This window comes from Xanthomonas cissicola, assembly GCF_008801575.1.
GTDB classification, from domain to species: Bacteria; Pseudomonadota; Gammaproteobacteria; order Xanthomonadales; family Xanthomonadaceae; genus Xanthomonas; species Xanthomonas cissicola.
The window spans coordinates 1-12,737 of the sequence record NZ_VZPL01000034.1 but is presented as its reverse complement, the minus strand read 5'-3'; the positions used below and the strand labels follow the sequence as shown (position 1 = coordinate 12,737).

Genomic DNA, 12,737 nt, shown 5'->3' with positions numbered 1-12,737 from the left:
CCTGAAAAAAACGCGGCCAGGGCCGCGTTTTTTATGCCGCTTCTTCCACCGCCCCCCTGCATGGAGCCGTTGCGCCAGGGCCGCGCATTGCAAGCCTTGGTCTGGGTGATGACGACCCTCACCCGTAGCGCACCGCACTACGGGCAGGACAGTGCGCTCAAGCGCTGTGGAAGCTGCACGAGAATAAGGACGGCAGTTCTCTCGAGCCGCATCACTCGACGACTTCCACCTCCTGCGCGCGCTCTTCGCGGAGTGCCGCAGCGCTTGAGTAGCGCAGCGATTACCCTGCATCTAAATCACCGCGTCGCACGCGCAGCTCCCTCATCGCATCAGCAAATTGCAAATAAAAAAGACGGGCCTTGCGGCCCGTCTTTTATTTACCACGCGCGTCGATGGATCAGAAGCGCTGGGTGTACTTCATGTACACGAAACGACCGATTTCAAAGCCGCCGTAGTAGGCGAAGCTGCTGTTCGGTGCCGAGTACTGCAGCGGACCGCGGTGATCGAACACATTGTTCGCGCCAAGTGCGATCGTTGCGTCCCACGGCGCCTTCCAGTTGACCTGCAGGTCGTGGAAGGTATTGGCGCCGGTGTGACGCAGCGGGTCGGACTCGCCATTGGCGACATGGTCCGGCGCATCGCAATAGCCTTCGGCCAGCGTGATGCAGCTTTCCTTCATGCCCGAGTAGTAACGCAGGGTGTAGTTGACGCCGAAATCACCCAGCGACCAGTTCACGCCAACGTTCGAACGCACGCGGAAGATGCCCGGCTCGCCGACGCGACCAATCATGATGGCGTTGCCTGCGCTGTCCTGGCCGGCCTCGTCGTACTTGCTGACGTAGCTGGTCTGCCAGTCGAAGGTGAAGGAACCGATGGCCGTTTCCGGCAGGCGGTACTTCACACCCAGGTCGTAGCCTTCGGTTTCCATCTGACCGAGGTTGGCCACGCCGTAGCTCATCGCCGAGATATGACCATCGGCTGCGCGTGTGACATTTGCGCAACGTTCTGCATTGCCGAGCACATAGCAGTCGCGCAGGATGCGGTCGACGCTATCGGCGATGATCATGTCGTTGATCTCGTAGCGGTACCAATCCAGCGAGATGTCCAGACCCTGCACCCAACGCGGGCTCCAGACCAGACCGGCGGTCTTGCTCGTGGAGGTTTCCGGCTTCAGGTTCGGGTTGGCGCCGCTGATGAATTCATCAGGCGTCTGGCACGGATAGGTCGTGCAAGGCACGAAGCCCTGGCCGAGCTGGGTATAGCCGAGCGGAACATTGGCATTGTTGCAAGCTGCGTTGCCGTTGACGCTGTTCGGGGCGCCGACGCCGCAAGGATCGATGTAAGACTCGAAGCTGCTGCTGAGGCCACCATACAGGTCGCTGATGGTCGGCGCACGGAAACCTTCCGCATACGTCGCACGCACCAGCAGGTCTTCCAGCGGACGCCAGGTCAGGCCGAACTTCGAGTTCAGCGTGTTACCGAAGTTGCTGTAGTCCGAATAACGCGTTGCGGCGTTGAAGGTCAGTTCCTTGGCGAAAGCGACATCGCTCAGGAGCGGAACATTCAATTCGAGGTAGACCTCGTCCAGCGAGTACTGGCCCTGCGTGGTCTTGGCACCCAGGCCGGTGCTTTCGCCCGACTGCGCAAACGCATCCGGAGAGAAGCGACCTTCTTCCTTGCGGTGTTCATAGCCCACCGCAACGCCCAGATCGCCAGCCGGCAGCTCAACCACCGAACCGGACAGGTTTGCGGTGAAGCTGGTGGTCTTGGTCAGGCCGGTATCGGTGAAGGTCGGGAACAGGAATTCCTGCAGCGCCGGGTCGGCAAGCGAGCCCTGACCTGCAACGTTGTACGGCAGCAGCGGATTCCACGGACGGCAGGCCGACAACGAGATCGGGTCTGCAGCGGTCCCGCACTGCGCAACGCCCTGGCCGTTGATGAAGGACGGGCCCAGTGCCTGACGCGACGCGATGAGGCTCATGTCGCCACGGCTGCGCTTGGTGTTCTCGTTGCGGTTCCACAACGCACCCACGTCCCAGTCCCAGGTCTTGCCGCCGATGTCGAAGTAGCCACTCAAGGTCGGCGCGAAGCGCAGGGTCTTGAGCTGGTTTTCGCTGGCGCGCGGCACTTCCCACAGACGGTGACGGAAGTCGACATCCTGGCCAATCGGATTGAACGCACTGCTGCCTTCCAGCGGAGTGCCGAACGAACCGGACTGATACGGGTAGCCCGCGATCTGTCCATCGGTCGTGCGCTCGTTGTAAGCAATATCGGCGTTGAAGGTGATGGCATCGGCAACGTCGTAGTTGACGTTGGCGAACACCGACTTCCGCTCGATACCGGTCTGCACCATCATCTGCTGGTTCGAGTTGGCGTACTCGGCCGGCGTGATGCGGTGATAGTCGGCCGGGTTGTTCGGGTTGCCGCCGGCGTTGAGCGTCTGCCACACCGCGGTGTCCGGATCATCGCAGTCGACCTGCAGCGGATTGCACCACGAACCGTTCTGGCTGATCGGGCTCCAGCTGTTCGGGGTCGAGTTGGGACCACGCGAACCATCGCGGCTGAACCAACGGTTCTTGGCGAACACCGGGTCCTGCTTGGAATATTCGGCAGACAGCGTCACGCCACCGCGCTCGCCCTGCGAGCCAACAGTGAAGGAGTACTGCGTGGTGTCGCCGTCGCCCTGGCCGAACTGGCCGAACTGCACGCTGGCTTCAGCGCCGTCGAAACGCTTACGCGTGATGACGTTGACCACACCGGCGATCGCGTCGGAGCCGTAGATGGACGAGGCGCCGTCCTTCAGCACTTCAATACGCTCGATTGCCGACATCGGAATCTGGCTGAGATCTTGCAGACCGGAGGTCGACGCACCCAGACGCTTACCGTTCACCAGCACCAACGTACGCTGCGCGCCGAGATTGCGCAGATCGACGTAGTAACCGCCAACGTCTTCGCCGGACGACAGCGCGTCGGCGCGCGAGATAGCCGGGGAACCGGCGGAGGTCAGGTTCTGCAGCACGTCGGCAACAGACGTCAGGCCCTGCTTTTCCAACGCTTGACGGTCAAGCGTCAAGATCGGCTGCTGCGTCTCGACGTCCGCGCTACGGATGCGCGAGCCGGTGATCTCGATACGGTCAAGCGTGGTGGTCGACTCTTGTGCGGCGGCAAAAGCCGGCGTCAACGCGATCGCAATACCGGCGGGCAACAGGCCCAGCCGCACTGCGGAAGTGCGAAGGTTCATCAATCTCTCCAGGGTTCGTTAGTGGCGCGTTAAGCGCCCCTGTGCAAATTACGATTGCGTGAACGCCGTCGCTTTGCGCGTCACGCTACGTGGCTTTGCCGAATCTGGCGGATTTGCCGTTTGGTCGCGGTAGTGCGATGCGGAGACACCGAAGCGCGCACGAAACGCACGCGCGAAGCTGCAGCAATTGTCGAAGCCGCTTGCCGCTGCAACCTCGCCGATCATCATCGAGGTATCGCGCAACAAATCGGAGGCACGCTCCAGACGCAAGCGTGCCGACAGCGCTTGCGGGCTTTCTTCGTACAAGCTCTGAAACGTCTTGGAGACGTACCAGCTGGAAAAATTGGTCAGCTGCGCCAGTTCGCTGATGCGCACCACGCGGTCGCTGTTGCCTTCCAGGTACAGCCGCGCACGCTGCATGCGCCCGAACACCTGACGCCGACGGCTGCGCGAGCGGCCCGGGCAACGCTGTTCCTGCGCAATGAAATCGCGCTGCATCGCGGCCAGGTGCAACAGCAACGGCCGCGCGGACGCACTGCCGCTTTGTGCGGCAGCATTGCGCCACAAGCGCAAGGCGATGCGCAGATCGCCGCGCGACAACTGGGCACGGCCGGGATACAGCGTGGCGTCGGTCAGTTCAGCGAGCGACTGCAGGCTCTCGCCATCCAGACCGACGCCCACCCATAGCGCGCTGCGGTCTGCCTGCACGGTGGGATGGGAATCCTTGTCGAAGGCGATCCAGTCGCCGGCGCGCAGACGAAAGCGGCCTTCCTTGGATTCCACCCATGCGCGTCCACGCAGTTGAATCCACAACGTGAATGTCGCCGCGCTGGTGCGGATGCTGCCGAGCCGCGAGACCGCCAGACAAGTGGTCGATGTCGACTCGCTGGCGCTATCCAGCGCGAGCGCGAGCCCACGATCTGCAGTGATGACCTGTTGCATGTTGGCAGCCCCCTGTACAAAAGAGGGCGTAGTGTTTTGCCGAATGTGGCGTCGGTCAGGAAGTTTTGACGAAACTGTGCCGAAATTGCCACGAAGCCTTTCCGAAGAACTTACGAGGTGATTTTTCTCAATACCGACAATAAGTTAGCAATGACGCCAACAGGCGCCACGGAATGCTGCGGCAGCGCCATGTACGCAATAGCGCTGCCATCTTCTTCGGCCAGCGACACATAGAGCGTCCCGTCATGCTGGTTCAGGCTGAAACCGTTGATGGTGGTGAACTTGACCGCATCCAGACACTGGCCGCGACCGCTGCGCAGCTCGCTATCGTAGGCAGCGCAACTGTCGGTCGACGACAGGTAATGCAGCTGGCCATTCACGCCCGGCGCCCAACTGCGATACCGCCAGCGCGACGGCTGCTGCGGATCGACGGCATGCAAGGTATCGGCCGCCAGCGACGGAGCGACCTGCCAGACACCGCCGCCGCTGAGACGAGTCAGCAACACCTGTCCGCTGACGCGGTCCAGGCGTAGTTGCGAAACGTCCTGCAGCGTTGCCAGCGCGCGCCATGGGCTGCTGCGCCGGTCGTACAGCGTTGCGAAGGTATGCCCGTCGTCGGCAGCAGCAAGCACCAGCAACCGGTGGGGGTCGGGAAGATTGATCGCCTGCAGCGGGCGCGGCTGCGGCACAGGCAGTCGCACCACCTGGCCGCTACCGGGGGTCACTTCGAACAACGCGGCATGCCCGGCTGCATCGCTGCCGCTGACCAGCACGCGTTGCGAATCGGCTGACCAGTCGGCGGCCTGGCGAGAATCCGGGCGCAGCCCTTCGATCAAGCGCACCGAGCCGGGCTTGCTGACATCGCCCCACCACAGCCCGTACGCACCGGATCGATTGGATGCAAAGATCAGCTGGCGCCCGTCCGGCGCGATCATCGGCTGATCGTCGCGCCCGCTGGATGGAAACAGGCGGCGTCGAATGTAGCCGCCGTTCATCGTGTCGCCAATGACCTGGTAGACGCCGAATTGCGGCTTGCGTTGCACGAACACCAGATGGCCGTGCGCCACGTCCGGTGCCTGCGCATCGTCCACGCCCACATCGTGCAAGCTGTGGTCTCGCAGATCGAGACGATACAGCCGCGCCTCGCTGTCCACGCGACGCCCGAAGATCAAACCGCTGCCGTCGGGCAGCCAACTCCATCCACGGATATCGGCGTTGTCATGGGTGAGCCGTTCGGCAACGCCGCCTTCGGCCGGAATCCGCCACAGGTCCCCGAGCTGCGGATTACGCAGAAAGACAATCCAATTCCCATCGGGCGAATACCGCGGCGCGTAATCGAAATCACCCGCCTGCGCCGGGTAGTCCAGCGCCTGCCACTGCCTGGTTGCCAGATCCAGGCGACGCATGCGGGCCGCGCCGCGCGTGCCGGTCATGCTGCCAAATACCAGCGCGCGCCCATCCGGCGACCAGCTGAAACTCAGCATGTCGGCACCATCGCACCGCACGAGCTCGCGCGAGGCCGCCGGCCCGGTGGCCGCAGCGATCATGATCCGGCAGCTCCCATCGGGCCCCTGCCTGGAAAACGCGATCTGGCGGCCATCCGGCGACCACGCCGGCAAACGATCGGAAACGCCGGGTCCAGGCGTCTCCAGTACCCGCGGATAGGCGTTGTCGGTGGTCTTGACCAGGATCGAGGTGCCGGCACGATCGCCGGTCAATGAGGCGTACGCCACCATCGCGCCATCGGGCGACAGGCTTGGCGTGAGATCGAAGCCACCGCCTGCGGTAATCACCTGATACGGCCGCTTGGGGCTGCCCAAGACCGCAGGCCCTTGCGCGGCTTCAGGCGCTGGGGCACGTCGCCATGAGGTCCATACCGCAAGCCCCAGCACGACCAGCAACGCCACGCAGGCGACTGCCAGCGCCATCGAGCGCCGTTGCCGCGGCGCGGCCGGCGTCGAAGCGGCCGGTTCCGCAGCGACGGGCGCCACAGGCTGGGCACGCGCGGCGCGGATGGGTGGTGCATCGGACTGCGCGGGGACGGACGCCACGCCTGCGTGTGGCTGAGCCGGCTCGAACGCATCCGAATCAGGTGCCTCATCCGGCAGCGTTGCCGATGCAGGTGCATGCGCTTCCCACACGACCGCCGCCATCAAGCGATACCCGGTCTTGGCGATGGTCTCGATGTGCTCCGAGCGCTGCCCGCCGTGGCTGGCAAACGCCTTGCGCAGCTGCGTGACCGCCTGGGTCACCACATCGTTGGTCGGCAAGGTATCGGGCCAAACCTCGGCCAGCAGTTGCTCGCGCGTGACCACCTGGCCCGGCTGCCGCGCCAGGGTCAGCAACACCGCCAGGGATTTGGGCGCCAGCCGCAGCGGACGCTTTGCGCCAGGTGCGTGCACCTCGCGCGAGGCAACGTCGACCACGCACTGGCCGACCCGTAGCCGGCCCGATGGCATTGCAATGACGGGAGGAACACTCATCGGCAAAAAACACGCGTCGGCATGCAAGAACAACAAAGAGCGCCCCGCGCTTTTCGCGAAACGCCAAATTCGGCAAAGGACGACGACCAACTGTGTCATGCATCCATTTGGTGCAAATTTTACGCTATGCCCCGTTGCTTCCTACGACAGGCGGCAGCGTCAGGCTCTCTCTCTCTCGCCGACGAATTCGAATAATGACGACGTACCCTTCGCGCCTTCTGGCGCGATTTTTTTATCTGCGATTCAGCTAAATCAGCCTAAACCCTTATCTACTGGAATCGCTTGCAACCCGGTCGTAGCGCGGCACTTGCGAACCGCGCTGCAATCTATTCGATATAAAACTGAATTTTTCCTAAGCAGGCGCTACATACGATCTGTGAAGCGCTGCCATGTCACGCGTCAGGTGGCGCGATAGACCTGTGCACCCTGCGCGACAAATTGCGCGGACTTTTCCTGCATGCCTGTCGATAGCGCTTGCGCCTCGCTCACGCCGTGCTCGTTCGCGTAATCACGCACGTCCTGGGTAATCTTCATCGAACAGAAGTGCGGCCCGCACATCGAGCAGAAGTGCGCCAGCTTGTGCGCGTCCTTAGGCAGGGTCTCATCGTGGAACTCCTTGGCCTTTTCAGGATCCAGGCCAAGATGGAACTGGTCGTCCCAACGAAACTCGAAACGCGCCTTGCTCAAGGCGTTGTCGCGCACCTGCGCGCCCGGATGCCCCTTGGCGAGGTCGGCCGCATGCGCGGCGATCTTGTAGGCCATGATGCCGTCGCGCACGTCCTGCCGGTTGGGCAGGCCCAGGTGTTCTTTCGGAGTGACGTAGCAGAGCATGGCGGTGCCGAACCAGCCGATCATTGCCGCGCCGATCGCGCTGGTGATGTGGTCGTAGCCCGGCGCGATGTCGGTGGTCAGCGGGCCCAGGGTGTAGAACGGCGCCTCGCCGCATTCGCGCAGCTGCTTGTCCATGTTTTCCTTGATCAATTGCATCGGCACATGGCCGGGACCTTCGATCATGGTCTGCACATCGTGCTGCCAGGCGAGCTTGGTCAGCTCGCCCAGCGTTTCCAGCTCGCCGAATTGCGCCGCGTCGTTGGCATCGGCAATGCAGCCGGGGCGTAGGCCATCGCCCAACGAAAACGCCACGTCGTAGGCCTTCATGATCTGGCAAATGTCTTCGAAGTGCGTGTAGAGAAAGTTCTCTTTGTGATGCGCCAGGCACCACTTGGCCATGATCGAACCGCCACGCGACACGATGCCGGTCACGCGCTTTGCGGTCAGGGGCACGTAGCGCAGCAGCACGCCAGCGTGGATGGTGAAGTAATCCACGCCCTGTTCGGCCTGTTCGATCAAGGTGTCGCGGAAGATGTCCCAGGTGAGTTCTTCGGCGCGCCCATCGACCTTTTCCAATGCCTGATAGATCGGCACCGTGCCGATCGGCACCGGCGAGTTGCGGATGATCCACTCGCGCGTCTCATGGATGTGCTTGCCGGTGGACAGATCCATGACCGTGTCCCCGCCCCAGCGGATCGACCACACCAGCTTCTCGACTTCTTCGGCAATGCCTGAGGACACCGCGCTGTTGCCGATGTTGGCATTGATCTTGGTCAGGAAATTGCGGCCGATGATCATCGGCTCGCTTTCGGGGTGATTGATGTTGTTGGGCAAGATCGCACGGCCGCGTGCGATCTCTTCGCGCACGAACTCCGGTGTAATGCGTTGCTGGATCGAGGCGCCGAACGCCTGGCCCGGATGCTGCTTGCGCAAGCTTGCATCGGTCACCGCTTCCAGGCGCTGATTTTCGCGGATCGCCACGTACTCCATTTCCGGCGTGATGATGCCGCGGCGCGCGTAATGCATCTGGGTGACGTTGGCGCCCTGGCGCGCGACCCGCGGCAGACGCCGCGCCGGAAAGCGCACTGCATCCAGACGCGCATCGTGCTCGCGGCCACGCCCGAAGCTGGAGCTCAGCCCGTCCAGGGCGAGCGTGTCGCCACGCTCGGCAATCCACTGCGCACGCAGCGGTGCCAGACCGGCTGCCAGATCGATCGCCACCCGCGGATCGGTGTAAGGCCCGGACGTGTCGTAGACGCTGAGCGGCGGATTCTCTTCGCCACCGAACAAGGTGGGCGTACGCGTCAACGCGATCTCGCGCATCGGCACTTGCAGATCCGCGCGCGAGCCTCGCACGAAGATCTTGCGTGAACCGGGAATCGGCTGGGTGACAGCCTCCGACAACGACTGGGCTTGTTGCTGCAAAACGGTGGGCGCGGCATTCATGGCATTCGTCCTGTGTGCTGGCCCTGCGAAGGAGTCGCAGTGCGGACGAAGCGGCGGCGCTCGATACCGATCGCCCGTGCACACACGGACCATCGCATCTGACGAAGCTTCCCTACGCCGGTATCAGCCGGATCAGGTTCGAAGGGACTATCTCAACCGCAGCACGCTGCGGTACCCCCACTTCGGCGGCGATTAAACCACATCGCACCCAGCGCAGCTAAACAAACGTCGCGAGATACCGCAGCGCGCACGGCGTCGAGCTAAACCCCCTGGGCATACCGCACTGATGCAGCGACCGCACTGGCCCGATGTTGCGTGCAGCAAGGTGGTCGCGCTCGGCGGCGACATATGTCCGCGCAGGTCATCTCACGTCGCTGCAGCACACGTCCAGCGCTGCCCAGGCATTGCATGGCGCGCCGATGCATTGCGCGCGTCGCGATGCAACAAGGCGCGGATTGGCGAAAAACGGCGGCGAAACCCGCTCGTTAAATTCCCGCTAAGCCTGCGTGGCGTGCCGAAGACACCGCACGCATGCAGGTGTCATTCACGGGGATCGCGCTGTCGCTCCTCCTCTACCGGGAACCGCCGTACATATGACTATGACAACGCTCCACCCGACGATGCGTCGGGGTTCGCTCGCGATCGCCATCAGCCTGTGCGTCAGCACGAGCGCCATCGCCCAGGAACAGACCGAGAAGAATCCGACCAACCTGGACAAGATCGAAGTCACCGGTTCGCGCATCCGCTCGGTCGATGTTGAAAATTCGCAACCGGTGCTGGTACTCACGCGCCAGGACATCGAAAAGCAGGGCCTGACCTCGGTTGCCGATGTCCTCAAGCGCATCCCCTCCAACGGTGCGACGATGAACACCACCGTCAACAACGGCGGCGACGGCTCGGCCACGGTGAGCCTGCGCAACCTGGGCGCCTCACGCACGCTGGTGCTGGTCAATGGCCGGCGGTGGGTCTCGGGCCTGTCCGGCTCGGTGGACCTGAACACCATTCCCTCGGCCATCGTGGAGCGCGTGGAAGTCCTCAAGGATGGCGCCTCGTCGATCTATGGCTCCGATGCCATCGCGGGCGTGGTCAACATCATTACCCGCACCAATTTCGATGGGGCCGAAGTCAACGCCTACGTTGGCCAGTACGGCCAGGGCGACGGTCAGCGCACCTCCTTCGACGCCACCGTGGGCGCCACCAGCGAGCGCGGCAATCTGGTCATCGGCTTGTCCAGCGTCAAGGAAGATGCGGTGATGGCGGGCGACCGGGAGATCTCGGCCGAGCCAGTGTACGGCGCGGGCTCGTCGGCCTACAGCAGCTACTCGGCAAGCGGCCGCCTCCGTGCAAATGGCACCAGCGGCGCCTGGACGGTGTTGCCCGACAGCGCTACCGCGAGCGGCGACAGCAGGTATCCGCGCTACGCCCTGGACCAGTACACCGCCTTCAACACATCCGAATATGGCTACAACTACGCTAAGGACAATTACCTGGTCACGCCACAGAAGCGCGACGCGTTGTACGTGCAGGGCAATTACGCACTCACCGACAACGTGCGCTTCAAGTTCGATGGACTGTATAACCGCCGCCAGTCGTCGCAGCAACTGGCCGGCTTTCCGCTGGCTTCCGTCAACACCGGCATCCTGTTGAGCGGCGACAGCTACTACAACCCGTACAACACCGCCTACGGCGGCGACGGGCGCGATGTGGGCTGGTCGCACCGCCTGACCGAATTCGCACGCACCTACCAGCAGGACGTCAAGACCTCGCACGTGTACACCGGGCTGGAAGGCGACTTCCAGTTCGCCGACCGGCAGTTCAGTTGGGATGTGGGCTTTGCGCACAACCAGACCGACCAGACCGAAACCCAGTATGGCGATGTCAATCTGCTCAACCTGAGCAATGCACTCGGTGCATCCGGCATCGTCAATGGCACCCTGGCGTGCCTGGACAGCGGCGGCGCCGTCATTGCCGGCTGCGTACCGTTTAACCCCTTGTCGCCGGCCGGTGGCGTGACCCAGGAAATGCTGGACTACATCCTGTTCACTGCGCACAACACATATCAATACAAAAACAGCAGCTTCACCGCCAACCTCACCGGCGATCTGTTCGAGCTGCCCGCCGGCTGGATGAGTTTTGCTGCCGGTGTCGAACACCGCGAGGAAAGCGGATTCTCCTCGCCGGACGCCTTGATCTCGGCCGGCTATACCTCGGGCAATTCGTTCACGCCCACCTCTGGCTCGTACACGCTCAACGACTACTACACCGAAGTGGCCATCCCACTGCTGAAGGATGTGCCCGGTGCGCAGTTGCTGGAATTGAGCGCAGCAGTGCGTTATTCGGACTACAACACCTTCGGCAGCACCACCAATAGCAAGTTCGGCTTCAAGTGGAAGCCGGTCGCCGACCTATTGATTCGCGGCAATTACGCGACCGGTTTCCGCGCGCCATCGATCGAAGATCTGTATCTGGGCGCATCGGACAGCTTCGATACCCATTCCGATCCCTGCTCGACCAATAGCACCTCCTACACCAGCGCGATCGCGGCCACATGCGCAGCCCGCGGCGTGCCTGCCAATTACGTTGCCGAATACAACAGCGCCAGCGGCAACTCCGGCCAGACCATCTATCCGTTCACCTACACCAGCAACGCCAATCTGCAACCGGAAAAATCCAAGAACACCACGCTTGGTTTTGTCTACAGCCCGGCCTCGGTGCAAGGCCTGGACGTGTCGCTGGACTGGTGGAAGATCGAAATCACCGACGCCATCACCGAATTCAGCGCCAATCAGATCCTGTCGCAGTGTTACCAGTTCAACGTCTCGGCGTTCTGCGATCTGGTGACCCGCGATGCGACGGGCGCCATCACCGGCCTGGTGATCCAGCCGGTGAATGTCGGCGAGCAACGCATGCAAGGCTACGATTTCACTGCGCGTTACAAACTGCCGCAGACCGCAATCGGCCAGTTCATGCTCACGCTGGATTCGACCTACGTGGCGGTCAACGAGCAGAAGCAGGACGACAATTCCGCGTGGGAAAGCTACAACGGCATCTACCACACCAATAACCCGAACTGGCGCACCCGCGGCACGCTGACCCTGGACTGGAGCTACGGCAATCTGGCCGCCAACTGGGCCGTGCGTTACTACTCGGGCATGAAGGACTACGATTCGGAACTGGACGACAACGGAAACTATCGCCACGTTGCGGCGACCGCGTTCAACGACATGCAGGTGTCTTACCAACTTCCATGGAATGCGACCGTGCGGTTGGGTCTGAACAACGTCTTCGACCGCGACCCGCCGGTCGCGCTCAGCGCCTCGGCCAACTCGTTCGATTCGGCCTATGCCATCCCGGGACGCTACAGCTACCTGCAATACACGCAGCGCTTCTGAGCGCGCTGTCCTAGGGCCTGTTAACACATCCGAAGCCCATCAACGACTAGGACGAAGCTGAGGAATCCAAGGAACATGACATCCAGCTTCTCGAAGCGCGAGAAAATCCGGCGGTAGCCTTTCAAGCGACGGAACAGTCTCTCCACTTCGTTGCGCCGCTTGTACATCTCCCGGTTGTATTCCCAAGGCTCGACCCGATTGGATTTCGGCGGGACCACCGGCACGAAGCCAAGATCGAGCGCCAACTGGCGGGTTTCGTTGCCTTCGTAAGCACGCTTAGACTCAACTTCCAAGCGCAACACCCTCTCAGCAAGTAGGGTGTATGCATGTCAAAGAGCTACGTTCACCTCAGCGCAGAAGAACGCGCAGTTCTCCAGATTGAAACGCGACGAGGCCAGAGCT

Annotated in this window: 5 protein-coding genes, 1 pseudogene and 1 riboswitch; of the genes and pseudogenes, 1 reads left to right on the top strand and 5 read right to left on the bottom strand. The window is 62.5% G+C overall.

Going from position 1 to position 12,737, the window contains the following annotated elements; genetic code table 11:
• Positions 1 to 397 precede the first annotated feature (397 nt).
• The 4 genes from F7R02_RS14750 to thiC all read right to left on the bottom strand — a co-directional run bounded on the left by F7R02_RS14750 (position 398) and on the right by thiC (position 8,943).
• A complete protein-coding gene (locus F7R02_RS14750) occupies positions 398 to 3,241 on the bottom strand; it encodes a TonB-dependent receptor plug domain-containing protein (protein ID WP_078589661.1) in 2,844 nt (947 codons plus the stop codon).
• 48 nt (positions 3,242 to 3,289) lie between these two features.
• Positions 3,290 to 4,183, bottom strand: coding sequence for a helix-turn-helix domain-containing protein (locus F7R02_RS14745; protein WP_078589660.1), 894 nt, complete (start codon positions 4,181 to 4,183; stop codon positions 3,290 to 3,292).
• Between the two features lie 110 nt (positions 4,184 to 4,293).
• Positions 4,294 to 6,642: a winged helix-turn-helix transcriptional regulator gene (locus F7R02_RS14740; RefSeq protein ID WP_078589659.1), complete on the bottom strand. Its 2,349-nt coding sequence runs from the start codon at positions 6,640 to 6,642 to the stop codon at positions 4,294 to 4,296.
• Between the two features lie 423 nt (positions 6,643 to 7,065).
• Positions 7,066 to 8,943 carry a phosphomethylpyrimidine synthase ThiC gene (gene thiC, locus F7R02_RS14735; RefSeq protein ID WP_011052285.1) on the bottom strand — a complete coding sequence of 626 codons (1,878 nt, stop codon included), beginning with the start codon at positions 8,941 to 8,943 and terminating at the stop codon, positions 7,066 to 7,068.
• A 91-nt stretch (positions 8,944 to 9,034) separates the two neighbouring features.
• Positions 9,035 to 9,132, bottom strand: a riboswitch (TPP riboswitch).
• 431 nt (positions 9,133 to 9,563) lie between these two features.
• Here thiC and F7R02_RS14725 point away from each other — a divergent pair.
• On the top strand, positions 9,564 to 12,335 hold the full coding sequence (locus F7R02_RS14725; protein ID WP_078589658.1) for a TonB-dependent receptor: 2,772 nt from the start codon (positions 9,564 to 9,566) through the stop codon (positions 12,333 to 12,335).
• 20 nt (positions 12,336 to 12,355) lie between these two features.
• On the opposite strand, the pseudogene F7R02_RS14720 reads toward F7R02_RS14725, so the two are convergent.
• Positions 12,356 to 12,610: pseudogene (locus tag F7R02_RS14720) on the bottom strand (IS5-like element ISCARN85 family transposase); the annotation flags it as partial.
• Between the last annotated feature and the right edge of the window lie 127 nt (positions 12,611 to 12,737).